Below are 24,913 nucleotides of genomic sequence, written 5' to 3' on the forward strand. Positions count from 1 at the left end.
TCCGGATGGAGAGACGGTGAAGCGGCGGGATGACGGAACGTGAACAGCCCGAGAACTACTGGCCATGGGCGGCGTCCTGTCACCACCCGAGGACGAGCGGCCGCCGGGCCTGGAGGCGGACGCTCAGCCGTTCGCCCGGGACGAGTCGAAGCGGAACGCTGCGAGGCGGATGCGGCCGTGGAGGACCAAGGTCAGGTCGTGCAGGCCGGCTTCGACGCCGGACAGCTCCGTGGCAACCGTGGTCCAGGCGTACTGGTCGCCGGTGACCGGCACCGCGATCCGCGCCAGCTTCCGCTCGCCCGCCCGCAGCTCCACGCTCGGCTCGCCCGCAGCATCGCCCTCGCGGGCGACCTCAGCCTCGCGGGCAACCTCGGCCTCGAACCGGACCGCGCCGGTCAGGTCGACGGAGCGGAACAGCAACGTCGCGGGGCGCGCCGGATAGGCGGGGGCGACCGCGTCGCCGGAGGCTCGGGTGGCGTCGACGAGGGTGACGTCCGCGTGGTCGTCGAAGTCGACGGCCAGAGTACGGCGGTCGACGACCGCGCGGGGGCTGGGCGCGGGCCCGGTCACGGTGAGCCGGATGGTGCCGACGATGTTCCCGGCGGAGCGCGCCAGCAGCACTTCGTAGTCGCCGGGGTCGACGGTGAAGGCTCCGGTGGTGACGTCCCAGTGGGCGAGCCGTTCGGCGGAGAGCTGGAAGACGAGCTCCCTGGTCTCGCCCGGCTCGAGCCGGACCTTGCGGAAGTCGGCCAGCCGCAGCCGGGGCGCCTGGTAGCGAGCGTCCAGAGGGCGGACGTAGAGCTGGACGACCTCGCTCCCGGACCTGGAGCCGGTGTTGGTCAACGTCACCGTGACGTCCACCGAGCCGTCCCGGGTCGTGGAGTCCGCGGAGAGCCTCGGGTCGCCGTGGACGAAGTCGGTGTACGACAGGCCGTGTCCGAACGGGTAGAGCGGCGCGGCGCGGTGGTACTGGTAGGTCCAGCCGACCTTGATGATGTCGTAGTCGAGCGGGTGCGGCAGCTCGTTGTCGCCGCGGTACCAGGTCTGCGGAAGCCGCCCGGCCGGGTCGGCCTCGCCGAGCAGTACCGCGGCCAGCGCGTGGCCGGTCTCCTGACCGCCATGGGAGGTCCACAGCACGGCCGGCAGGTGCGTGTCGGCCCAGTCGACGGCGTACGGGTAACTGCTCATGACGACGAGCACGGTCTCCGGGCGGACCGCGGCAACCGTGCGCAGCAGCGCTTCCTGGGTTCCGGGCAGGGCGATCCCGGTACGGTCCTCGGTCTCGCGGCCGTTGATCATCGGGTGGTTGCCGAGGACGACGATCGCCACATCGGCCTCCTCGGCGGCGGCCCGCGCCTCGGCCGCGCCGCCGTGCAGCAGTTCTCGCTGCCAGCGCTCGGCGGTCGCGGGGCTCTCGGCGGTGACGCGCACCCCTCCGTCGGCGGGATCGAGGGCGGCGTAGCGGCCGGTGCGCACGCTGAGGAGCAGAAAGGTGTTGCCCTCCCCGTCCGGGGCGGGCTCCAGGCGGAAGGTCTCGTCGACGAACCAGCTCTTGAGCAGCGTCCGTTCGGCGACGAGCGAGGCATCGTCCTCGACGCCGAGGTAGCGGCCGGTGCCGGACTCGCACAGGGTGAGGACGCCGTCGCCCCACTCCTGGACGCCGAAGGCGGTCCCGCCCAGCGGCTCGCCGGTGGTGCGGGAGCGCAGCGCGATCCGGTCGGCACCCTGCACCCGGACCACCTCGCCGCCCCGTTGCGAGAGCGCGGCGCGCAGGCCGGTCGCGATGCCGACCTGGTACGGCAGGGTGCCGCTGTACCAGTCCTCGTACAGCGAGTCGGCGTGCGGGCCGATGACCGCGATCCGCGGTGCCCGGGCCGGGTCCAGGGGCAGGAGGCCGTCGTTCTTGAGCAGCACCACCGACTCGGTCGCCGCTCTCCGGGCGAGGGCGCGGTGCTCGGGGCAGTCGATCACCTCCGGGCCGATACCGGCGTACGGGTCGAGGTCCGGGTCGAACTCACCGAGGCGGAAGCGGAGTTGCAGCTGACGGCGTACCGCCCGGTTCACGTCCTCCTCCTCGATCAGTCCGCGCTCCAGCGCCTCTCGCAGTCGGCCGATCACGATCGCGCTGTCCTCGCGGTGGTCCGTGAAGCTGTCGATGCCCGCCTTCAGCGCGGCCGCGTGGGACTCGGCATGGTCGTCGAAGTAGTGCTCCAGGTCGACGAGATTGGATGGCGCCGCTTCGTCGCTGACCACGAACAGCTCGTGGCCGGCCGGCCGGGCCCAGGCCCGCAGCTCCTGCTCGATCAGCGGACTGACATGGCAGGGGCGGCCGTTGACCAGGTTGTAGGCGGCCATGGCGCCGGTGGCCGCGCCGGAGGCGATGATCGGGCGGAAGGCGGCCAGGTCGTACTCATGCAGTACACGGGGGCGGAGGCTGGAGGAGGTGACGCAGCGGTCGTTCTCGTTGTTGTAGGCGAGGAAGTGCTTGAGCACCGGGGCGGCGCGCAGGTAGGCGGGATGGTCGCCGGCCAGGCCCTGGCAGTACGCGGTGCCGACGCGTGCGGTGTGCAGCGGGTCTTCTGAGTAGCCTTCCTCGTTGCGGCCCCACCTCGGATCGCGCAGCAGGTTCACCACGGGCGACCAGATCTGCAGGCCGTTGGTGCCGGACCCGGTCGGGGTCGGCCGATGGCGGTGGAAAGCGCGCACTTCGACCGAGACGGCCTCGGCGACGGCGCGCACCAGATCCTCGTCCCATGAGGCGCCCAGCCCCACGGCCTGGGGAAAGACGGTCGCCACCCCCAGTCCGGCCACACCGTGCAACGCCTCTGTTCCCGTACGGAACGAAGCGATGTCCAGGCGTGGGACGGCAGGGACGTACTGGTGCAGCATGGCGAGCCGCTCGTCGAGAGTGAGCCGTTCCAGCAGGTCTTCGAGGCGCTTGCTCATCGGAAGCGAGGGTTCGCGGTAGGGCGGCGGGGCGGCGGACGGGGTCGCAGAAGTCACGAAACGGATCCCTCGGCAAGGGGGCGCGGATGTCGGTCGAGGCGATTGTCGAAGCGCATCGACGCTGTCACTATCACTATCAGGCTGTCAATGCCCCAGGTAGGAGAATTTACTTCGGGCCCTGGTCCGCCCTGACCCTTGTTTCACGAGGGAGATGTCCGTTAACTTTCCCCATGAAGTGAAGCGCTTCGATAATCTGCGGAGCAGAGCGCCACCGTGAAGCACGGGTTGAACCGCCGAGGCCTCGTGGGCGCAGCGGCGCATGGGGACGTCGGGGGCCTTTGCCCGTCGCCCCTTCCGCGTCATCACACCGGCATCCACCCCAGGACGAACAGGCGTATCACCCAAGTCCGCTGGCAACCAGTCAGAGCGCCACACGATTCCCCAAGCCCGAGGAACCGTCATGACGGCACGCAGCATCACCGACCACCTGGGCGGCCTGGCCTTCGGCGGGGACTACAACCTCGAGCAATGGGACGAGCCGGTCCCGGAGGGAAGACGACGACCTCATGCGCCGGGCGAGGGTCAACCCAGCCACGGTGGGCGTCTCTCCTGGGCACTGCTCGAACCGGGGGAAGGGCGCTACGACTTCACCTGGCTCCACGCCCACATCGACCGCCTCCACGCGAACGGCGTGGCCGCCGACGTCGCCACCCCGACCGCCTCCCCGCGGCCCTGGTTCTGACCGCCCGGTGGCAACGAACCTGATGCTGCCCTATTACCTGCGGCTGAACCTCTGGACCTTCGCCCGCGAACTCGACGTCGTCACCCCCGACCAGTAACCGACCGAGCCCGGCCTGGCCGGCGGCAGCCCGTGGCTGCCGGCCCTCTTCGTCCAGGGGCGGCAGTCCCGGCCGGCGCCGAGACCTGGCACTCAGCGAAGCTCCCGCACGCGGGCCCGACAGCCGCGTCTTGCGCGAGGTCACACGCCACGAACTGCTCACCGACACCACATCCCACGAGCTGCCGCCCGGCGGCTGCGCGGTCCTGCGCGGCCACTGACCTGGAAAGGACACCATGGAGAACGAACAGCGGAGCTTCCGCTGGGGTCACGAGGCCCTGCGACTCGACTTCGTCCTCGGCGACGACGGCAGTGCCCGCCTCACGCATCTCGGACTGCCCGGCGAGACGGGCGAGCCCGGCGAGTCCCTGCCCCTGGTGGAGGTGACGGCCGCGGGTCACGGCCGTGGCTGGTCGGGCAGCCGCCTGATCGGGACCGCTCTCGGCGGGCGGCTGCGCCACCGGAGCCACCGCACGGCCCGCGACGGCGACTGGCACACACTGACCGTGGACCTCCATGACCCGGAAACCGGGCTGGCCGCGGAGGTGGTCTACCGGACGCCGGACGGCATCCCCGTGCTGCGCAGCGAGGTGACGCTGCGCAACGAAGGGCCGACCACTCTGCACCTGGAGTCGGTCAGCTCCTTCGTGGCGGGCTGCCTCACCCCCCGCGATCCTGCGGCCATCGACGCCGCCGACCTGCTGTGGGCGGACAACGACTGGGTCGCCGAATGCCGCTGGCAGCGACAGCCCATGCGCCGAACCACCCCCACCCACAGCGGACGCGTGACGTACGGGCACGGCAAGGCCGGCTTCGCACTGACCGGACAGGGCACCTGGTCCAGCTGCGGACACCTGCCGATGGGCGGCCTGACGGACCGGCACACCGGCCGCGCCTGGGTGTGGCAGATCGAGCACAACGGCGGCGGCTGGCGCTGGGAGTGCGAGGAGCACGACCGGGCGGCGTACGTGGCACTGTCCGGTCCCACCGACACCCACCACGGCTGGCGGCACCCCCTGGAGCCCCGGGCCGCCTTCCGCACCATACCCGTGGCGGTGTCCTTCAGCGCCGACGGCGGTCCCGACGCCGCGTTCGCCGCGCTGACCCGCTACCGCCGCGCCCACCGCCGCACGCACGCCGACCACCAGCGCCTGCCCGTCATCTTCAACGACTACATGAACTGCCTGATGGGAGACCCCACCACCGACAAGCTGCTGCCGCACATCGACGCGGCGGCCGACGCGGGCGCCGAGTACTTCGTCATCGACGCGGGCTGGTACGACGACGGTGACGGCTGGTGGACCAGCGTCGGCGCCTGGGAACCATCCGCCTCACGTTTCCCCGGCGAGAAGGGGATCCACGAGGTGCTGGACCGCATCCGGGAGCGCGGCATGGTGCCCGGCCTGTGGCTGGAGCCGGAAGTGATCGGCGTCCACAGCCCGCTGGCCAAGTCCCTGCCCGACGAGGCGTTCTTCCGCCGCGACGGCGCCCGCGTCACCGAGGCCGGCCGGCACCACCTGGACCTGCGCCACCCCGCCGCCCGCGCCCACCTCGACCAGGTCGTGGACCGCCTGGCCGGCGAGTGGGGCGTCGGCTACCTCAAACTCGACCACAACATCGACCCCGGCTCCGGCACCAGCGCCCACCCCGGCGAGACACCCGGCGCCGGCCTGCTCGGCCACAACCGCGCGCACCTCGACTGGCTCGACGGCATCCTCGACCGGCACCCGCACCTGGTCGTGGAGAACTGCGCCTCCGGCGGCATGCGCTGGGACCACGCCCTGCTCTCCCGGCTGCACTTGCAGTCCACAAGCGACCAGCAGAACCTCCAGCTCTACGCGCCCATCGCGGCCTCCGCACCCACCGCCGTCACCCCCGAACAGGGCGCCGTCTGGGCCTACCCCCAGCCGGAGGACTCCCTCGACGAGGTCGCCTTCACCATGGCGAGCGCCCTCCTCGGCCGCATCCACCTCTCCGGCCTCCTGCCGGAGCTGGAACCGGAGGCCCGCGCCCTGGTCCACGAAGCGGTCGCCGTGTACCAGGCCATCCGCGCCGATCTGCCCCGGGCCGTGCCGTCCTGGCCACTTGGCCTCCCCGCCTGGGACGACCCGTGGATCGCCCTCGCTCTGCACACCCCCGCCACCAGCTACCTCACCGTCTGGCGCCGCCCGGGCGGCGAGGCCACCACCACCCTCCGGCTGCCCGAGCGAGCGGGCAGCGCAACCCGTGTCGAGGTGCTGTACCCCGCCGACCGTCAGGCCGTTGCCGTCTGGAACCCGGACACGGCCGACCTCACCGTGACCCTGCCCACCGCGCCCTCCGCGGCGCTGCTCCGCATCACCCGCACGGAGCCGGACGCTCCCTGAGCGCCGTCCCTGCTGCCCACCCGACGAAAGGACGACCAAGGGTGCCCGCTCAGAACCGGCCCGCCCGCGCCGCCAACCCCGTGCTCCCCGGGCTCCACCCCGACCCGAGCATCTGCCGCGTCGGCGACGACTACTACCTCGCCTGCTCCAGCTTCGAGTACTTCCCCGGCGTACCCATCTTCCACAGCCGTGACCTGGTGCACTGGCGGCAGATCGGCAACGTTCTGGACCGGCCTGAGCAGTTGCGTCTGCCGGCCTCCATGCCGTCCTCAGCCGGCATCTACGCCCCCACCCTGCGCCATCACGACGGTCGCTTCTGGTTGATCGTCACCAACTGCAGCGAGGGTGGCGGCAACCTGATCGTCACGGCGACCGACCCGGCCGGACCATGGTCGGATCCGATCCCGGCACCAGGCGTGCCCGGTATCGATCCCGACCTGGCCTGGGACGAGAACGGCACCTGCTGGTGCACGGTCGCCGGGGTGTCGCAGGTCCGTCTCGACCCGTCCACCGGGCAGACGTACGGGGCACCGCGCAAGCTCTGGTCCGGCGCACCCGGCGCCAAGGCACCGGAGGCGCCGCACCTGTACCGGATCGGCGGCTACTGGTACCTGCTCATCGCCGAGGGCGGCACCGAGCGCGGCCACGGCGTGTCCATCGCCCGCGGTCGCACGCCGACCGGGCCGTTCGAGCCGTGCCCGGCCAACCCGGTCCTCACGCACCGCGGCACGGACCACCCCGTGCAGAACACCGGGCACGCGGACCTGGTCCAGGCACCCGACGGCTCCTGGTGGATGGTCTTCCTCGGCGTACGACCGCGCGGCGGCACCCCCGGCTGGCACGTGCTCGGCCGGGAGACCTTCCTCGCCCCCGTGACCTGGGAGGACGACTGGCCGGTCGTCGGCGAGGTCACGATGGACCTCTCCGCGCTCCCCTGGCCGCTCTCCCCCGGCCCCGTCGAGGAGCAACGGGACGACTTCGAGCTCAGCGAACTCGGGCCGTCCTGGATCTCCCTGCGGGACCGGCCCGCCGAGCTCTGCACCACCAAGGAGCGCCCCGGATGGCTGACGCTCCGCGCGCGGGGCGGCTCCCTGGACGAGCCCGACGTCGTGTTCACCGGCCGTCGCCAGCAGCATCTGTCGTGCCGGGCGCGCACCCTGGTCGATTCCTCGGCAGGCCGCGGCGGGCTCGCGGTCCGGCTGGACGAGCGGCATCACTACGCGATCGAGGCGTCCGGCACGGAGGTACGGGTGATCGCGCGCGTCGGCTCCCTGAGCGCTGTCGTGGCCGAACAATCCGTGCCGGCCGGGCCTGTGGCCCTTGCCGTCACGATCAGCGCCCCGCCACCACCCCACGGGCCGTGCACCGGACCTGACGTCGTCTCCCTCGGGGTCGAGGCCGCGGGCGGCACGGTCACCGAACTCGCCACCCTCGACGGCCGCTACCTGTCCACCGAGGTCGCCGGCGGCTTCACCGGCCGCGTCCTCGGCATGTACGCGGCCCAAGGCACCGTCCACTTCGACTGGTTCGACTACGAGCCCCTCGTTGACTGAGAGCTGGCCGCCGATGAGCGGGTGAGCCTCCGGTCGGTGGAGCGGTGCGCCGGTCCTGGCGCGGAGGAGGGCGACGCGCACTGCGCCCTTCGGGCCCGGCCAAGCGGCCCAAGGTCGACGCCCGCCCCGGGCAGGGCACCGGTCACGTGGTGTTCACCACCTGATACGAACCGCGACCGGTGCAGCGCACCAGACGGAGTGGACCTAGGCTGGAAACAGCCGCTGGAAACCAGTCCTGGCGAGCACCGCTGTCCGGACGGAGGCGTGGCGCGTGGAGATGGCTGGCATGCAGGATGCCCCGACTGCCGCTGTCGTGGTGGCCCCGGACGGTGTGGTGAGCGGCTGGAGCGAGGGCGGGCGACTGCTGCTGGGCTGGACGGATGAGGAGACCGTGGGGCGGCCCGTGACCGACCTGCTGGTCGATCCCCCACCCGACTTCCCCGAGAACCACGTCATCGGCTCCGACTCCACGGGAGTCGTCCCGCTGCGCCACCGGGACGGTTCCACGGTGGACGCCGTGGTGACGGCTCATCCGCTGCGCGGCGCGGACGGCCGTGCGCTGGGCCACGTGGTGACCGTCCAGCCGTGGGGACGCCGCCCGGTGATCGCCGACCGGGCATTCGAGCAGTGCCCCTTCGCTCTGGGCGTCTACGACCCTGAGCTGCGGTTCCTGTGGGTCAACGCCTCCGCGTGCCGGGTGATGGCGCACTCCGAGGAGCAGGTGCTCGGTGAGAAGTACCGCGAGCTGTTCCCCCAACTGGACGACATGGCATACACCAACCAGCTCTCGGAAGTGGCCAGGACGGGAGAGCCCGCGCGTCTCATCACCGTCTTCCGCCCGCTCGGCAGCACCCACGCCAACGCCTGGGCCACCAGCATGTGGCCCGTCCGGGACGCCGAAGGCAGGATCCGCGCGGTCGCCAACTGGGGATTCGACATGAGTGCCGAATACTGGGCTCGGCAGCGCCTGCTCGTCCTCAACGAGGCCAGCAGCGGCATCGGCCGGACACTCGACGTGGTAGGCACCGCCCAGGAACTGGCCAGGACCTCGGTGCCGGGATTCGCCGACCTTGTCACCGTCGACCTCTTCGACGAAGTGCTGCGCGGAGAGGAACCGCTTTCCTTCTCCGCGTCCACCCCCGGCGAAACCATCGCGCTCAGCCGTGCCGCCCAGCACAGCACAGAGGAGGGCATCGACCACCGCCCCGGGCACACGAGGCCGGTGAGCCACCCTCCCGATTCCATCGCCACCCGCTGCATGGTCACCGGCAGGTCCACGGTCCAGCTCGCCACTGAACCCAGCCAAGGCGGCGAATGGGCCTTCGGACCCGGGCTCGCCGCCGACCCCGCCCACTGGCCACCGGGCAACCCGTTGATCGACGAGTCCATCGCCGCAGAAGGGCTGACCGGCCGAATCACCGTGGCCCTCCGCGCGCACGGCGCGCTGCTCGGCGTCGTCATGTTCGCCCGCAGCGACCGGCCCGAGACCTTCACCGCCGACGACCTGATCCTCGCCGAAGAGCTGACCGCCAAGGCGGCGGTCGCCGTCGACAACGCCCGCCGGTACTCGCGCGAGCGCACCACGGCGCTGACCCTGCAGCGCAGCCTGCTGCCCCAGCGACTGCCAAGCCAGGAGGCGATCGAGGTGGCCTCCCGCTACCTGCCCGCCGGGACCGGCGCGGAAGTGGGCGGTGACTGGTTCGACGTCATTCCGCTGTCCGGCGCCCGGGTCGCCCTGGTGGTCGGCGACGTCGTCGGCCACGGCCTGCACGCCTCGGCCAGCATGGGCCGGCTGCGAACGGCGGTCCGCACCCTGGCCGACGTGGACCTGCCACCGGACGAGCTGATGACCCACCTGGACGACCTCGTCATCCACCTGTCCAGCGACCTTCAGCCCGCCGGCCATTTCGAGCCGACCGGCGAGTTCGGGGCAACCTGCCTGTATGCCGTCTACGACCCGGTCTCCCGCGGTTGCGCGCTGGCGAGCGCCGGCCATCCGCTGCCGCTGATCATCTCCCCGGACGGCACCAGGACCTCCGTACTCGCACAGCCGGGACCGCCGCTCGGCATCGGTGGGCTGCCGTTCGAGGCGACCGAGCTCGAGCTGCCCGAAGGCAGCCTGCTCGCCCTCTACACCGACGGATTGCTGGAGAACCGAGAGCGCGACGCCGACCAGAGGATCGACGAACTGTTCCAGGTCCTGAACCGGCCGACCATCTCACTGGAGGCCCTCTGCGACAGGGCGATGGACGACCTGCTTCCCGAACGCCGCACCGACGACGCCGCTCTGCTGCTCGCTCGCACTCACGCGCTGGCTCCCCACCACGTCGCTGACTGGGTCGTCGAGCCCGACACCGCGCAGGTGCCGCGCGCCAGGAAGTTCGCCGTCGAACAGGTGGACGCCTGGGGTCTGGAGGAGGCGTCATTCGTCACCGAACTGGTCGTCAGCGAGCTGGTCACCAACGCCATCAGATACGGCGAGCCGCCGATCAGGCTCCGGCTGATTCGCGATACTTCCCTGATCTGCGAGGTCTCCGACGCAAGCAACACCTCTCCACACCTACGCCGGGCCCGCGCCTTCGACGAGGGCGGCCGGGGCCTGTTGCTCGTCGCCCAGCTCACCCAGGGGTGGGGCACCCGGCACACCACCAACGGCAAGACGATCTGGTGCGCGCAGACCCTCCCCTAGCCGAGCCGCGTTTGGATCCGATCCCCGCGAGCCGTCGCCGGCCTCGCGGCCGGGCATGGCGACGGCACTGAGCGTCGGTACGGTAGCCCGCCGCCTCCCGGTGGCAGGCACTTCATCCGGCCGGCGAGGCCGGCCGACCGCCTCCGTCCCGCGCCGGGGACGGCTTCTCGCCGACCTCACCCTGGGGAGAATGTGCTGGTCGCTGCGTGGGTACAGCGCCCTGGACCGCTGCCCTTGTGTCGTCCCCACCATCCCGCTGCTCGATGGGCACGAGAGGTGACCGGGGGGATGAGAGGTGCTCACAGGTCAGCACGGGCACGAGCAGGGGGCCTGCCTCCGCGCAGACAGGCCCCATCCGACCTGCAGCCGGCGCGGTCGAGGCTGACGCCGCGAGTGTGCAGGCGCTCAGCGGGCGGCGGACCGGTGTTTGCCAACTCCGGTCCGTCGCGCCGGTACCCCGCCTTCTGGGGCGGCCCCGGCACGGTGGCGGGATGGGCGTCGCATCCCAGTATCATCAACGTCACCCTCGGCATGCGGACTTCGGAACAGGTCGGACGAAACGCGGAAATCCGTGATCAGCAAGTCCCGGACAGCTTCTGGGACGATCTCCGCACTCAGGGTCTGATCAGGTCGGACGTGCTCACGGGGACGGTGGGGGGAGGGATGAGCGGTGTCTCTGACGGACAAGGCCATCGAGCAGATCCGTGAGCTGATCCGGACCGGTGCCCTGGCGCCGGGTTCGAAGCTCCCACCGGAGCCGGACCTGGCCACTCAGCTGGGACTGTCCCGCAACCTCGCCCGGGAAGCGGTCAAGGCGCTGGCCGTCGCGCGGGTCCTGGAGGTCCGGCGGGGCGACGGCACGTATGTGACCAGCCTCCAGCCGAGCCTGCTGCTGGAGGGGCTCGGCAGCGCGGTGGAACTGCTGCAGGGCGACCCGGTCGCCCTGCAGGACCTCATGGAGGTACGGCGGCTCCTGGAACCGGTCGCCACGGCGCTGGCCGCGACTCGAATCTCCGACGCCCAACTGGCCGGGGTGAAGCGCCACTTGGATGCCATGCGCGAGGCCCGGTTCGACATCGAACAGCTCAACGCCCACGACGCCGCCTTCCACCGCGCCGTCGTCTCGGCCACGGGCAACGAGACCCTCCTCAGCCTCCTGGAAGGGATCTCCGGCCGCACCCTTCGCGCCCGCATCTGGCGCGGACTGGTCGACGACAAGGCCGCGGGCCGCACTCTCGCCGAGCACGAGGCGATCTTCAACGCGCTGTCCACCCGTGACGCCGCCCTCAGCCAGGCCGCCGCACTGCTGCACGTAAGCAACACCGAGCAGTGGCTGAGGGAACACTTGCACTCAGGCGAGCCCCTCCCCTTCGGCACGACAGCGCGGAAGTGACGGGTGGGCGCTGCCCGCAACGGTGCCCTGCAACTAGGCGACCGAGGGTCGCCCTTACCTGCAGTAACGGAAACCTCGACGTGAATGGACGGCGAGGCGGTGGTCCATCCGGCCCCGCCGGAGCCCACCCCCCCGGCTCGACGCGCTCGAGATGGCACCCGCACGGCGGGACTTCACCCTGGAGCACCTGACACAGGAGACCGCGGCCGCGGCATCGACCCCACGCCGCTCCGCTCCGGCCGGGTCGGTCTGGCCGCCGATCTTCAGCTGTGCTCGGTCGCTCGGAGTGAGCCCGAACCGGGCGCCGTAGCGCTGCACCTGTGCGTCGGCCGCGTCGAGCGCCAGGAGCCAGGCGTTCTTCCCCACCCGGGTGCCGGTGACGTCGCCGTTCTTGCTGTAGACGGGGTGCTCGACGACGGCGCCCTCCTGGGCGACGTGCTCGGCGGCGGTCCGCCGGCGGGCGACCGCGTCGCACCAGTTGGCGTAGGCCTCGACGTCCCAGGCGGTGAGGACTCCCTTGGCCGTCAGCTCGTCAGCTCGTCAGCTCGTCAGCTCGTCAGCCAGGATGCGCCAGACCTCGAGGGCGCCGTTGCTCAGCCAGACAGGCGGGGTGATCTCACCCTCGTCGGGCTGCGGCTCGCCGGTGTTGATGCGGTCCTTCCGGTCACCGTGAAGGACGCGCAGCGCGGTCGGCTTGGGGGCAGGGCCACGCCTTCCCGTGATCACCTCCGGTCACATTCGGTTACGGCGGGGGCCCGGTACGGCGGATCCGGAAACCTTTCAGCGCGAGGCTGGGCTCCCCCTGACGGTCAGTAGCGAGGACCTGCGTTCCAGCCTCCGGGCTGGTGCTTCAAGGTCTCCTTGGAGTGGCACGAGGCGTACAGGCCTCGGCCTCGGCCTCGGCGGGGGTCGTGCTCGTCGAGGCCGCGGGCCCGCAGGTCACGCTTGGACAGCGGCCAGTGGTCGGCCTGGGTGGCCTCGGCCTGCCTGCAGGCCACGCACACGCGGTCCCGCTCGAGGACGCCGGCGCGGAACCGCTGCGCGTGCTCACGTCCGTACCCCTTGGCCCTGGCAGAACGGCGGGGCCGGCGCTTGTCGTGGGTGGGGCACTTGGAGGCAGGGGGGTGGCCATCGAGGCGCAGCCGGGGTTGTGCAGCGGCGCGCGGCTCGGGACGGCATAGCGGCACCTCCTGAGCGACGGGGGTTCACTCCGTCGGCTGCGGCCACAGAGATGTCGCGTGTCGGCGGGCTGATCGTGGACTCATGGCGAGTGACGCAGCCCCATCGAAGGGGCAGAGGGTCAGGGAGTGGTTCGCGTTCATTGTGTCGGCTGTGGCCGTGATCATTGCCGTGCTGAGCTACTACCAGGCGCAGAAAGCCGACGAGACTGCCCGAAAAGCGGCGGAGCGGGAGCACGCAAGTCTTATCGACTTCTTGGCCTGGAAGACGGCTGGCGTGGAGTCACTCAGCATCGGGAACCACACGCGCAAGCCGATCACCGACGTAACAGTGAGCTTTACGGACGGCGCGTACATCAACGTGGACACGGTGCCGCCGTGTGTCATGTGGTACGTCCAGCCACTCAGCACGACCACGCAGTACAACGAGGTCATCACACTTAGACGGCCGGCGCGGCTCGATTTCACTGACTCCAATGACCCTCCACAGGAGTGGACGGTTACCGAGAAGCTGGAGAAACGGTCGTCGCAACCGAACCTCGAGGTCGATGTCACCGCGCACTTCAGCGGACAGATGTACCAGCAGGCCACCGCATGCGGATGATGTCCTCGTGACCATTCGGATGAACGACACTTTCGCGGCGACGATTGCTGTGGTAGTCCCGGTGATCTGGCTGGTAGGTGCTGTGGAACTGCACCAGTACATTGAAGCGTGGCGCTGCCAACGCGGCCAATCTGGAGCAGATTTTGCAGACGCCGACGAGGTGGGGGACATACGCCGTCAGGACTGTGATCGCCACACCCGTGCCGCCCACGATCGGCGGCCACGTCAGCGCACCAGGCGTGCTTCGCGCAGCCGGATGGTGGTTGCAGGGCCAACCGCTTCGAACCGAATCTCGGCGGTCCCGGCACGACGGTTTGCGTCCAGCGGGAGTACCTGGGAGATTTCCTTGCCCTCGGGATGCGACAAAGGCGTAAGCGTGCCCAGCACATGGCCGTCGACCAGCACGCGGGTCGATCCGGCACTTCGGTCCGAGAGGTGGGTCACCTGCAGGCCGGTAGCGGTGCCGTCCGGGTCTGTCAGGCGGTAGGAACACCATCCCGTGGCGGCCCGCCACGTCAGCCCGTCGGTGAGGCCCGACCATGTGTCCTGCCCCTCGAACAGATGGTCGCTTTCGGGTTGTTGCTGACCGGCGGCAACAGCGTCAACGGTTCGGTCGTGCAGCGCGAGTGCCGCTTCGTCGGCCGCTCGCGGAGCCGCTCCGGTTCCGCCAGGGGGAAGTAGACGTGGTAGCGGGATTCATGAACGCCGGCGAACGGTACGAGGATGACGGACTCACCTGGTCGCGCGTCCACGTGCTCCAGGGCGAACGCCAGCCGGTTCGGGGCGAGTCGGCGTACGCCGGCCGCCGGATCGGAGGTGCTCGGGGTGAGCACGACGGGCAGGTGCTCCAGGGGGCGCAACGGGCCGCCGGCGACATGTCCCATCCTGGAGTCGTCGGCGAAGAGCCCGACCAGGTCGTTGCGGTCGCCCTCGGCCGCGAGGACGCTGGGTCCGAAGCGGAACGACACCCACGGCGAGCCGTCGGGGAGCAGCTCGGCGCTGATGCGCGGGCGAAGGCGGACGGTGATCGTGTCCCCTTCGTGCCACTGCCGCTCCAGACGCAGGTATGCCAGGGGCTGTCCGCCTGCCCCGCGGCGCGTCGTGAGCGGGTCGGGTCCATCCACGGGCGGTGCGCCGTTGATACGGACCTGCGGCGTCCCTTCGTGCCGGCTGGGGACGCGTATCTGGAGCGCTACAGGCGTGGCGGGAGCCCCGCGTACCACGAGTCCGACCTCGTCGTCGTAGGGGGCTGTCCCGGTCTGCTCGAGCACCAGGTTCTGTTCGGGCAGGTTGAGCCGTGAGGCGATGAAGAGGTTGACGAACAGGTCGCCGCCCTCGGCGGTGTATACCAACTCGCCGTACTTCGCGTGGTTCTCCAGCCCGGTGCCGACGCAGCACCAGAAGCAGTTCTGGGGCGTCGACACCACGCGGTAGTGGCCCGGTAGCACGGGCGTGAAATACACCATCCCACCCTTGGGATGCAGGGACGAGAGGATGTGGTTGACCGTCGCGCGCTCGTAGTGGTGGAGCACCTCGGTGTCCGGCCGTTCGAGGAACAGCGCGCGGCTCAGCTTGAGCATGTTGTAGGTGTTGCAGGTCTCGGGGCCCTCCGGCGACTGGAGCGCGGAGGTGAAGTCGTCGCGGGGGTGCAGGTGCTCGCGTACGGAGTTGCCGCCGAAGGAGAACGTCCGGTGCCGGGTCATGGTCTGCCAGAAGAACCGGGCGGCGTCCCGCAGGCCGGGGTCGTTGACGACCTCGCCGAGCCGCTGGTATCCGACGACCTTGGCGATCTGAGTGTTGGCGTGCATCCCGTCGAGGACGTCGCGGTGCTCGCGCACGGGCGGAGCAGGGACTGGTCGAGGAAGCGCCGCGCCAGGGCGGCGTAGCGGTCCGTGCCGGTGACGTCGGCGAGGTCCGCCAGAACCTCGCACATCCCACCGAACTCCGTGCGGAGCATGGCTTCGTGGGTGTCGTCGTCCATCCTCGCCGCCACCTGGTCCCACCAGTCGGCCAACCGCCGCACCGCGGTCAGGGCCAGGTCCGAACCGGTGTGCCGGTGGGCGTCCAGCAGGCCGGCGAAGAGCTTGTGCAGGTTGTACCACGGCACCCAGGCACCACCGAGTTCGAAGGAGCCTCGCTCCACCTGGCCCGCGGCGACCCGTGTGGCCGTCGAGACCCGAGTTCTCCCAGTTCCCGTAGGACTCGGCGACCGGCGGTAGGCCGGCCTCGCGCCGCAAGGGCGCGAGGAGCCGGTCGGTGTCGAGGGACAGCACGTAGTCGAGAGCGGTGGCCTGTGCGTCCAGGAACGGTCCGGGGAGAAGGCGTACCGCGCTGCGGGGGACTGACTGCATGGGTGCTCGCTTCCTTCGTTCGAACCTTGCGGGCCTGCAGCGGAGAGCAGCGCGACTGATCGTGGCGGCTTCAGCCGCCCTGGCCGTGTCCGTTCTGCTCCGGCCTGTGGTGCACTTGGGCCGACGTGCCCGTCGACAGGGAGATCGTGATCCGTGTGCATTGCCCGGCGGTGAGGGAGATGTTCCGGGCGCGGGCTCAGCATGGAGGGGCCGACCTGTGGCGAGTCCCCCGTGGGCCCACTCCTCCTTCGGCGGAGCCGTGCTCTCTGGGAGAGCGTCGAAGCGCTTCAATGTATAGTGGAACACGCACGCCCAGGCTGACGCTACGGCCAGCGTGCATTTCAGGCGTAAATGATAGGCGCGCACTGTCGAAGCGCTTCACAAGCTGGGAGAGCTGGATGGCAACCCTCGCCGAGGTCGCCCAGCACGCCGGAGTGTCGGCGAGCACGGTGAGCTATGTCCTCAGCGGCAAGCGGACCATCTCCACGGCCACCCGGCTGCGGGTCGAGCAGAGCATCCGCGAGCTGGGATACCACCCGAACGCGGGCGCGCGGGCCCTGGCCAGCAGCAGGTCGAACATCATCGCGCTGATGATTCCGCTGCGCACCGACATGTATGTGCCGGTGATGATGGAGATCGCTGTCGCGGTCGCCACGACGGCCCGGGCGCACGGGTACGACGTGCTGCTGCTGACCGGCGAGGAGGGTCCCGACGCCGTCCGTCGCGTCACCGGCAGTGGGCTCGCCGACGCGATGATCCTCATGGATGTCGAACTCGACGACGAGCGGCTGCCGTTGCTGCGTGGCACCGATCAGCCGTCCGTGCTGATCGGACTGCCCTCCGACACCTCAGGACTGACCTGCGTCGACCTCGACTTCAAGGCGACCGGCGCGTTGTGCGTCGAGCATCTGGCGATGCTCGGCCACCGCGACATCGCTGTCATCGGCGAGGCCCCCGCGGTCTACGAACGGCACACCGGATTCGCCGAGCGCACCCTCGACGGACTCCTTTCCCGGGCAGGTGAGTTGGGCGTCAGGGTGTTGCACCGGCCGTGCGGGGGCGGCTACGACGCGATGGCCGTCACCCTCGCCCGCATCCTCGACGAGCGCCCGGGCACCTCCGGATTCGTCGTGCAGAACGAGCAGGCGGTCGAACCGCTGCTCGTTCTGCTGCGCCAGCAGGGCCGCGCCGTGCCCGAGGACGTGTCGGTGGTCGCGATCTGCCCGGACCAGGTGGCCGTCCAGGCCTCGGTGCGGCTGACGTCGGTCTCCATCCCCGCGCAGGAGATGGGCCGGCACGCGGTGGAGCGTCTGGTCGCCAAGCTCGACGGCCGCGGCACCGACGAAGTCGTGCTCATCGCACCCGAGTTGACGGTACGGACGAGTACAGGGCGCGCACCCTCCGCCGCCTCCTGACCCCGACAGCTTTGTTCCGGCATCCCGTGGCGGAACACCGGCATCGCGCGAGCGGCTCAAGCCGTACGTTCTTCAGATGATGCGGGAGGCGCACGAGGAGGGCCTGCTGCCCATGCGGCCGCTGTTCCTGGAGTTCCCCAACGACCAGGCGGCCTGTCGGTGGACGACTCCTACCGCTTCGGCCGCGACCTGCCCGTCGCCCCGGTGCCGTCGGCGTGCCGCATTCGCGGACTACAACGCACTGCGGGCCGAGGTCGACCGCGCCTGAGGAGGACGCGGACCGACCTCGGCCCTGATGTCGGGTCAGCCGCCGCTGATGGTCAGGTTGTTGGTGTTGAAGTTGAGGCCGGCGGACGACGAGGTGATCTCATAGCCGAACTGGACGTCGCCGATGGTCTCGTTGCCGGGCATCCAGCCCTTGGTGTAGGCGATCCAGTGGAGGATCGGCTTGATGTCCACGGTGCCGGAGTTGGAGTCGGACGTCCGCAGGAACGAGAACACCTGGTTCGACCCGTTGGTGCCCTTGTAGACGTTCCAGTTGTGGCCGCCGAGCGTGACGTTGGCCTGCCAGGTGCCGATCGGGCCGACGGCTCCGTTGTCGTTGACCCAGAGCATGATCTCGTACTGGTGGTCGGTGTCCCAGATGTCGTACGACGTGTTGAACGCGCCGGACGACGGGACGCTGACGTTGTAGGAGCTGGTGAGCCAGCCGAGCGAGTCGATCGTCTTGTTGATCGGCTTCGTCGAGTTGGGGTAGGACTTGATGCCGCCCGTGTTGGGGTGGTCGGCCCAGACACCCCAGCCGGTCCCGGAGTTGGCCCAGACGCACTGACTGCCGGCGCCGGAGCCCCAGATGTTGTTGTAGAGCTTGTAGCCGTCCAGGCTGGTGTTGCCCCACTGATCGCAGGAATTCCAGACTGCTGCCGAAGCGGGGGCGGCTGCGAGGCCGACGGTGGCACCGAGAGCCAACGCCGGCGCCAGTACCGCCATGGTGGCCTTACGTATTGCGCTCTTGACCATGGTGTCCCTTCCACGGGTGGGGGGAATTGTGGGGGTACTACCACGCCTCAAGGCTGAGGACGTGGTCCTCTCCTGCGACGAGGTCGATCGACTCCGCGTCGCCGGAAGATGTCCTGACTTCGATACGGACGGTGCGAGTCGGCTTCAGGACCGCCCTCGCCCCGCCGGGCGCCCAGGTCAGTTCGACCTCGGCACCGAACCGCGTGCGTACCCCCGTGAGCCGGCCCGCCGGGAGAGCGTGCGGCAGCGCGGGCAGGAGGACCAGTCGGTGGGGGGTCGACTGGAGAAGCATCTCGATCAGCACGGCGGGCAGGGTGTGCGCGGCGTCGGCGTTGTAGACGTCGCGGTTCGGGTAATGGGCGCTCATCAGGGAGGCGTGGAAGAAGTCGCCGTCCAGGACCTGGCCGAGGACGTGGGCGACGCGGTCGCCGTCCCGGAGCCGGGCCGCGATGAGCGCGTGGTGCAGATGGCCGTGCGCGGAGTCGTTCTCGGCTCCGCGCAGTTCGAGGACGCGGTGGGCGGCGGCCGCCAGGTCGGGGGTGTCGTAGGGGGTGATCTCCTCGAGCGGCCAGACGCCGTAGAGGTGGCTGAGGTGGCGGTGGTCGTAGGAGTCCGCCAGGCCGGGCCAGGCCCATTCGGCCAGGGCCCCGTCCTCGTTGATCCGGTGCGGCGGGATCCGGTCGGCGAGGGCGCGCCAGCGGCCGGCGTCCGGGGTGTCCGGGTGGTAGTCGGCCGCGGTGCGCAGGGCGTGGCGGGCCGCCGAGAGGTCCATGGCGGCGTTGATCGTCACCCAGCTCGCGCCTGCGGGGCGGTTCTCGGGTGAGTAGGAGGGCACGACGACGAGCTGTCCGCTGTCGTCGGTGCGGGTGAGGAAGTCCTCGTAGAACACGGCGACTTCGGCGAGTGCGGCGGCGGTGCGCGGGTCGCGGACGCCGTGGGTCTCGTCGTGGTCGACGAGGGGCTTGAGCAGCCAGTCGGCGCCCGCGGTCCACAGGTGCAGTGGGTACTCGCGGCTGAAGTGGTACGAGTGGCCGGACTCGCCGTCGGTGTGGGCGGGGGCGACCACGCCCCGGGTGCCGAAGACCGCGCGGGCGTTGTCGCCCCAGTCGGGCAGCTGGCGTTGGATCAGCGCGGCGTGGGCCTCGGTGACCTCGGGCAGGTCGGCAGCCGCGGCGGAGGCGGTCTGGAGGTTGAGGTTGGCATCGTTGGTGAACGCCCCCGACCAGGCCGTGTTCCAGTCGCCGGTCCACAGGCCGGTCAGGCGGGGCGGGAAGAGGCCGCTGGCGGACAGCAGGTGGTAGCGGCCGGCCGCGAACAGCCGCTCCAGCAGGGCGGGGGCACGCGGGCGCTTCAGCAGCTCCGAGCCCGGCAGGGCCCGTTCGGCCGGGTCGGCGGCGAGGTCGAGGGTGACTCGCGCGTAGGCGGGGCGGTGGAGGGCAGCATGTCGGTCGAGTAGCTCGTCGTAGTCCATGGGCAGGTCGCGCAGAGCGCGGCCCTCCGCGGTCACGTCCAGTTCGCTGGTGTGCCGCCGGACGCGGGTGAGGAGCAGCAGGGACCGGGCTCCGTCGACGTGCGCGTGGGGCGGGGCGAGGGTCGTCGTGCCGCCGGTGACAACGACGAGCGTGACGCCGGTGAAGGCACGGTCACCCTCCGGGTAAGGGGCGCGCAGGCTCAGCAGGGCGCCCTCCGGGGCGACGACGGCGCCGTGGCCGACGGCCAGTCCGGCGGGGGCACCGGGGAGCCGGGGGTCGAGGGAGATGTCGAGGGTGAGGCCGGGCGCCGTCACATGCTGGACGATCACGTCGTCGGCGCGGGAGACGAAGACCCGGCTGGTCCAGCCGGCGCAGGTCGCCCGTACGACGCCCGTCGTGAAGTCGACGTCGCGGCGGTAGTCGCCACCGTCGCCGGCGGGCCGGACGAGGCTGACCTGGAAGGCGGGATGGAAGGGCTGCACCCATTGCAGCTCCCGGCCGTCCGTGAACCCTTCGGCGGCCGTGACATCCCCCGCGAGCAACCGGTCCTGAAGCGCGGGAAGCTCGGCGGCCAGCCGCGGCGGCCGTCGGTGCGCGCCGTCGCCGCTCGGCCGTACCAGGGTGTGATGCGTGACGACGACCCGCTCCGCGTTCGGGTCACCGAACACAAGTGCGCCGTGCCGGCCGTTGCCGCTCAGGAAGCCGTCCTCCCAGCGGGCGGCCGGGTGCGGCTCCCAGGTGCCGTGGACGGGGCCGGTGAGCGCGGTCATGACCGGAGCACCGCCGCCCCGTAGCGGCCGAGGGTCACCCGGTCGGTGACGGCCGTCCCCGCCAGCAGGTCGTGGTGGGTGCCGGGCACCTCGACGGTCACCGGCTCGAGGCTGTGGTTCAGCACGAACAGCACCTCGCCCCGCCGTACGGCCTCGACCTGCTCAGGGAGGCCGTCGAGCACCGGCCGGACCCCCGCGCCGTCCGCGATCCGGGCCAGCAGGTCGCGCAGCGCCCCGGGCTCCGGGAGCGTGGAGACGTACCAGGCCCGGCCCTTGCGCAGCACGGCGGGCAGTCCGTCGAGTTCACCGCCTTTGTACGGCACGGTCTCCTCGGCGGTGCCGTCGGCCTCCAGCTCCTCCGACCACAGCATGCCGGGGAACGCCTCGCAGGCGACGGTCTCCCCCGCGTCCAGCGGCCACCACTCGTGCAGTGTGCGGATGCCGAACAGGTCGCGCAGGCGGGCGTCCATGCCCCCGGGGCGCACGCGGTCGTCCTCGTCGGCGACGCCGGTGAGGAAGCCGCAGACGAGGGTGCCGCCCTGGCGGACGTAGGCGAGGAGGTTGTCGATCGCCGCGTCGGTGAGCGCGTACAGCTGCGGCACGACGACGACGGGGTACGGCGTCAGGTCGTGTTCGGGGTGGGCGAAGTCGGTGGTGAGGTGCGCCTGCCAGAGGGCTCGGTGCCAGGCGCGCAGGACGTCCGGGTAGTCCACCAGGGTGGACAGGCGCCCGTCCTGGGCGCCGGCCCACCAGGCGTGCCAGTCATGCAGGACCGCGATGTTCGCGGTGATGTTCCGGCCGCTCACCTCGGCGGCGATCCGCTCCAGCTCCGCGCCGAGGTGCCTGACCTCCTGGTAGGTCCGGCCCTCCTCCCCCGCATGGCTGACCATCCCGGAGTGGAACTTCTCCGCGCCCTGCCGGGACTGCCGCCACTGGAAGTAGCAGACGGCGTCGGCGCCCCGGGCCACGGCCTGGAGGGACCAGAGCCGGTTGAGGCCTCGTGGCTTGGGGTGGTTCACGCCCCGCCAGTTGACGGGCCCGGCCGCCTGCTCCATGAGCATCCACGGCCCGCGCGCCTGGGAGCGGGTCATGTCCTGGACGAGGGCGCCGCTCTGGGCGCCCAGCGGGTCGTGCGGGTCGGGGTAGATGTCGACGGAGACGACGTCCTCCTCCTCGGCCCAGCGCCAGGCGTCCTGGCCCATCCACAGCGGCATGAAGTTGCTGGTGACCGGCAGGTGCGGGGTGTGGCGGCGGACGATGTCCCGCTCGGCGACGTAGCACTCCAGGAGCATGTCGGAGGTGAAGCGCCGGAAGTCCAGTACCTGGGTGGGGTTGCGCATGTAGTGGGGCAGCCGTGGCGGCAGGATGCCGTCCCAGGTGTCGTAGCCCTGGCTCCAGAAGGCCGTGCCCCAGGCCTCGTTGAGGGCGTCGAGGGTGCCGTACTTCTCGCGCAGCCAGCGTCGGAAGGCGACCGCGGCCTCGTCGCCGTAGTCGACGGTGCAGTACTCGTTGTTGACGTGCCACATCGTCAGGGCCGGGTGGGCGCCATAACGGGCGGCGAGGTCCTCGGTGATGGCGGCGGCGTAACGCCGGTAGGCGGCGCTGGAGTGCGCGAAGTGCTGCCGGCCGCCCCACCACTCGGTGCGGCCGTCCTCGGTGACGGGCAGGGTGTCCGGGTGCAGTCGGCCCATCCAGGGCGGGGGCGAGGAGGTCGGGGTGGCGAGGACGACGCCGATGCCGTTGTCGTGCATCAGGTTCATCAGCCTGTCCAGCCAGCCGAACTCCCGTGCGCCCGGCTCCGGTTCCAGCTTCGCCCAGGAGAAGACGCCGAGGGTGACCGAGTTGACCCCGGCGTCCTTCATCAGCCGGACGTCCTCGTCCCAGGTCTCCTCGGGCCACTGCTCCGGGTTGTAGTCGCCGCCGAAGAGCAGACGGCCCCGGGTCGCGTCGCTCAGGTCGGGCATCAGACGAGGTCCCCGTACTGCACGCCGCGTCCATTGGTGCCGAGGTAGACCCGGCCGTACACGCGCGGATCGCCGGTGATGGCCCTGCCGGTCCAGCCCCACTGGTGCTGGTCATCGTTGATCCGCACCCAGGTCTTCGCCTCGTCGTCGGAGCGGTGGACGGCGTTGAAGCCCTCGGTCGCGCCGACCATGTAGATCGCCGGGTAGGAGGCGCCCTCGGCGGCCTTGCCGAAGCCCAGGGTGTGCGAGGCCCGGCAGCTGCCCACCTTGGTGAACGTGGCGCCGCCGTCGGTGGAGCGGTGCAGCCCGTTGTCCTTGGCGCTGAGCCACAGGTCGCCGGAGCGTCCTGGGGCCGCGTCCAGCTGGATCTGCGCGTCGCCCGAGGGCAGGCCGGTGGCCCTGGCGGTGAAGGTCAGGCCGCCGTCGGTGCTGGCGTGGAGCGCGCCGGCGGTCGTGTCGTAGGCGTAGAAGCACTTCGGGTCCACGGGGTCCGCGACCAGGACGGCGCCCTTCGGCAGGGAGCTGATCTCGGACCAGGTGGCGCCGTTGTCCGCCGAGCGCTGCGCCGGGTAGACGGTGCCGTCCCAGTGCGCGAGGGACCACAGCAGCACACTGCCGTCGGCGTTGGTGACGATCGGGCCGGGCGCGTCCTTGGCGACGGCGGGCTGCGAGGCGAAGGGCGCCCAGGTCTTTCCGCCGTCGTGCGACCAGGCGCCGTTGCCGTTCGAACCCCAGCCGGTGCGCACGACGTACGAGGGTCTGGCCGCGGCCTGGGCGAGTCCCGTCGCCGACCCGAACACGGGGTTCGATGCCATGCCGCGCGAGGGGGACGCCGTGAGCGACTCGTGGTACATCACGCCGATGTCCCCGTTGGCGCTGATCAGGTGCCCCTCTCCGACCGGCGGCGAGATCAGGTGGACGACGGCGGTCTCCTCCAGCCCGCGGATCTGCGGCGCCCAGCGCTTGAGGTCGCGCGTGCCGTACAGGGTCGCGCCGGTGCCGTAGACGATGTGCTCGGAGTCGAACGGGTCGAGGCCGAGGGCCTGGATCCACCAGCCGAACTTCGCCTCGTCCCCGCCCCACTTGAGGTAGGGGGTCTCGGACACGTCGAGGACGGCCTGGTCCTTCAGGGACGTCCAGGTGCGGCCGCCGTCGGTGGAACGGAAGACGGTGTCGGTCTCGGCCCAGCGGTTGTTGGTGGACACGACGAGCGTCCCGGGCCGGCGGGCGTCGACGGCGACACCGCCGTAGCCGAAGGAGTCGGTGGATCCGTCCGTCGCGGTTCCGCCCGGCTTCACCGGCGTGACGTCGGTCCACTTGCCGTTGACCGTAGGCAGTTTGTGCACGCTGCCGTCCGACTGCCCATTGGGGCCGGGGGCGTTGGCGTACGTCACGTACAGCTCGCCGGTCTGGTGATCGTAGGCCGCGCGGATCGGCACCTTGGCGGCGGCGCCGGTGGGCTGCCCGGGGACGGGCTCCCAGGTCTTTCCGTCGGACGTGCGGTACAGGTTGGGGCTGTCGGCGGTGCCGTCGGAGTCTCCCCAGCCGGCGTAGACGGTTCGGCCCGCGGCGACGAGGAGGGTGATGCCCTGGCCGGTGGCGCTCGGGGCGGCCGGGAAGCTCACGGCTGTCCAGGTGGCGCCCCGGTCGGTCGACTTGAGCAGGCCGTCGTGCCGGGTGCCGAGCCACAGCGTGTCGCAGTTCCGCGGGTCGACAAGGAGCCGTTCACCGCATCCACGCCCGTCCTCGTTGGCGCCGAGCTTCACGGTGAGGTCGGTGCGCTTCCAGGTGGCCCCCCGGTCCTCGGACCGCAGCACGGCCCCGTTGCCGGCCCAGGACTGGGTGTACGTGCCGAGGGCCAGGTACAGCCGGTTCGGGTGGCTCGGGTCGACGGCGATGGCCTCGACGCCGAGGAGGTTCCAGTCGTCCCACCCCAGGTGGTCGGTCAACGGGATCCAGCGGTCGGCCCGGTCGTCCCAGCGGTAGGCGCCCCCGATGTCGGTCCGGGCGTAGGCGAGCCCCCGCACCGACGGGTGGAACAGCACCCCGCTGATGAACCCGGTGCCGCCGATGGCGGCGTTGCGCCAGCGGTAGGCGGGGGCGGCGGTGGCGGCCGACTCGGCGGCCTGTGCCCGCCCGGGGAGGAAGGGGACAGTGGTGAGCGCGGCGGCGGCCGCGGTCCCGGCGAGAACGGCTCGTCTGCTCAGGTGGGACGCAGGCATGGACGTACCTCGTTCTGGAAGTTGGGGGGAGTGAAGCGCCTCGAAAGGGGCGCGGGGCTGTATCGATGTGCGGCTCCGCCGCGTGGGCGCGACCAGCCACGGCGCAGCCCGCAGGCAACAGACGACCGAGAG

General features: G+C 71.0%; 18 protein-coding genes and 2 pseudogenes. 8 read left to right on the plus strand and 12 right to left on the minus strand.

Going from position 1 to position 24,913, the window contains the following annotated elements; all coding sequences use genetic code 11:
- Positions 1-123: 123 nt before the first annotated feature.
- The gene (locus tag ACFV9D_RS00385) at positions 124-2,946 is read right to left on the minus strand and encodes a glycoside hydrolase family 3 C-terminal domain-containing protein (RefSeq protein ID WP_385139392.1); all 2,823 of its coding nucleotides are present in this window, start codon (positions 2,944-2,946) and stop codon (positions 124-126) included.
- 460 nt (positions 2,947-3,406) lie between these two features.
- On the opposite strand from ACFV9D_RS00385, the gene ACFV9D_RS00390 reads away from it, so the two are divergent.
- The 5 genes from ACFV9D_RS00390 (at position 3,407) to ACFV9D_RS00410 (ending at position 11,785) form a co-directional block, all read left to right on the plus strand.
- Complete coding sequence (locus tag ACFV9D_RS00390; RefSeq protein WP_385138562.1) at positions 3,407-3,688, plus strand: beta-galactosidase; 282 nt, start codon at positions 3,407-3,409, stop codon at positions 3,686-3,688.
- Positions 3,689-4,020: 332 nt separating this feature from the next.
- Positions 4,021-6,150 carry an alpha-galactosidase gene (locus ACFV9D_RS00395; RefSeq protein ID WP_385138564.1) on the plus strand — a complete coding sequence of 710 codons (2,130 nt, stop codon included), beginning with the start codon at positions 4,021-4,023 and terminating at the stop codon, positions 6,148-6,150.
- 41 nt (positions 6,151-6,191) lie between these two features.
- Entirely contained in the window at positions 6,192-7,703 is a 1,512-nt protein-coding gene (locus ACFV9D_RS00400; RefSeq protein WP_385138567.1) for a glycoside hydrolase family 43 protein, read from the plus strand.
- A gap of 286 nt (positions 7,704-7,989) precedes the next feature.
- Positions 7,990-10,392, plus strand: a complete 2,403-nt coding sequence (locus ACFV9D_RS00405) for a SpoIIE family protein phosphatase (RefSeq protein ID WP_385138569.1) — start codon at positions 7,990-7,992, stop codon at positions 10,390-10,392.
- A gap of 670 nt (positions 10,393-11,062) precedes the next feature.
- Complete coding sequence (locus ACFV9D_RS00410; RefSeq protein ID WP_385138572.1) at positions 11,063-11,785, plus strand: FadR/GntR family transcriptional regulator; 723 nt, start codon at positions 11,063-11,065, stop codon at positions 11,783-11,785.
- Between the two features lie 54 nt (positions 11,786-11,839).
- Here ACFV9D_RS00410 and ACFV9D_RS00415 read toward each other — a convergent pair whose 3' ends face one another.
- The 3 genes from ACFV9D_RS00415 to ACFV9D_RS00425 all read right to left on the minus strand — a co-directional run bounded on the left by ACFV9D_RS00415 (position 11,840) and on the right by ACFV9D_RS00425 (position 12,783).
- Complete coding sequence (locus ACFV9D_RS00415) at positions 11,840-12,313, minus strand: P27 family phage terminase small subunit (RefSeq protein ID WP_385139395.1); 474 nt, start codon at positions 12,311-12,313, stop codon at positions 11,840-11,842.
- A gap of 12 nt (positions 12,314-12,325) precedes the next feature.
- A complete protein-coding gene (locus tag ACFV9D_RS00420; RefSeq protein WP_385138575.1) occupies positions 12,326-12,511 on the minus strand; it encodes a hypothetical protein in 186 nt (61 codons plus the stop codon).
- Positions 12,512-12,594: 83 nt separating this feature from the next.
- Positions 12,595-12,783, minus strand: a complete 189-nt coding sequence (locus tag ACFV9D_RS00425; protein WP_385138578.1) for a hypothetical protein — start codon at positions 12,781-12,783, stop codon at positions 12,595-12,597.
- A 265-nt stretch (positions 12,784-13,048) separates the two neighbouring features.
- On the opposite strand from ACFV9D_RS00425, the gene ACFV9D_RS00430 reads away from it, so the two are divergent.
- Entirely contained in the window at positions 13,049-13,567 is a 519-nt protein-coding gene (locus ACFV9D_RS00430; protein ID WP_385138580.1) for a hypothetical protein, read from the plus strand.
- Positions 13,568-13,792: 225 nt separating this feature from the next.
- Here ACFV9D_RS00430 and ACFV9D_RS00435 read toward each other — a convergent pair whose 3' ends face one another.
- The 4 genes and pseudogenes from ACFV9D_RS00435 to ACFV9D_RS00450 all read right to left on the minus strand — a co-directional run.
- A complete protein-coding gene (locus tag ACFV9D_RS00435; protein ID WP_385139398.1) occupies positions 13,793-14,188 on the minus strand; it encodes a DUF6805 domain-containing protein in 396 nt (131 codons plus the stop codon).
- On the minus strand, positions 14,083-14,994 hold the full coding sequence (locus ACFV9D_RS00440; protein ID WP_385139400.1) for a DUF4986 domain-containing protein: 912 nt from the start codon (positions 14,992-14,994) through the stop codon (positions 14,083-14,085). The genes ACFV9D_RS00435 and ACFV9D_RS00440 overlap by 106 nt, the downstream gene beginning before the upstream one ends.
- Positions 14,980-15,710 (minus strand): annotated as a pseudogene (locus ACFV9D_RS00445) (beta-L-arabinofuranosidase domain-containing protein); the annotation flags it as partial. The pseudogene ACFV9D_RS00445 and the gene ACFV9D_RS00440, both read right to left, overlap by 15 nt.
- Positions 15,711-15,738: 28 nt before the next feature.
- Positions 15,739-15,918 (minus strand): annotated as a pseudogene (locus ACFV9D_RS00450) (beta-L-arabinofuranosidase domain-containing protein); the annotation flags it as partial.
- A 398-nt stretch (positions 15,919-16,316) separates the two neighbouring features.
- On the opposite strand from ACFV9D_RS00450, the gene ACFV9D_RS00455 reads away from it, so the two are divergent.
- Together ACFV9D_RS00455 and ACFV9D_RS00460 are read left to right on the plus strand one after the other, a co-directional pair.
- Positions 16,317-17,333: a LacI family DNA-binding transcriptional regulator gene (locus ACFV9D_RS00455; protein WP_385138583.1), complete on the plus strand. Its 1,017-nt coding sequence runs from the start codon at positions 16,317-16,319 to the stop codon at positions 17,331-17,333.
- Positions 17,334-17,409: 76 nt separating this feature from the next.
- Entirely contained in the window at positions 17,410-17,601 is a 192-nt protein-coding gene (locus ACFV9D_RS00460) for a hypothetical protein (protein WP_385139441.1), read from the plus strand.
- Between the two features lie 35 nt (positions 17,602-17,636).
- Here the strand turns inward: ACFV9D_RS00460 and ACFV9D_RS00465 are convergent, their stop codons facing one another.
- Genes ACFV9D_RS00465 through ACFV9D_RS00480 form a run of 4 tightly spaced genes read right to left on the minus strand, consistent with a single transcriptional unit; the run spans position 17,637 to position 24,781 of the window.
- A complete protein-coding gene (locus ACFV9D_RS00465; RefSeq protein WP_385138586.1) occupies positions 17,637-18,353 on the minus strand; it encodes a hypothetical protein in 717 nt (238 codons plus the stop codon).
- Positions 18,354-18,390: 37 nt separating this feature from the next.
- Positions 18,391-20,595 (minus strand): glycoside hydrolase N-terminal domain-containing protein, encoded by a 2,205-nt coding sequence (locus ACFV9D_RS00470; RefSeq protein WP_385138589.1) that lies wholly within the window; start codon positions 20,593-20,595, stop codon positions 18,391-18,393.
- Positions 20,592-22,559, minus strand: a complete 1,968-nt coding sequence (locus tag ACFV9D_RS00475) for a beta-galactosidase (protein WP_385138592.1) — start codon at positions 22,557-22,559, stop codon at positions 20,592-20,594. Before ACFV9D_RS00475 ends, ACFV9D_RS00470 begins: the two co-directional genes overlap by 4 nt.
- Positions 22,559-24,781, minus strand: a complete 2,223-nt coding sequence (locus ACFV9D_RS00480; RefSeq protein WP_385138595.1) for a WD40/YVTN/BNR-like repeat-containing protein — start codon at positions 24,779-24,781, stop codon at positions 22,559-22,561. Before ACFV9D_RS00480 ends, ACFV9D_RS00475 begins: the two co-directional genes overlap by 1 nt.
- Positions 24,782-24,913 lie beyond the last annotated feature (132 nt).

It is taken from the genome of Streptomyces sp. NPDC059875 (genome assembly GCF_042731085.1).
Taxonomy (GTDB): Bacteria; Actinomycetota; Actinomycetes; order Streptomycetales; family Streptomycetaceae; genus Streptomyces.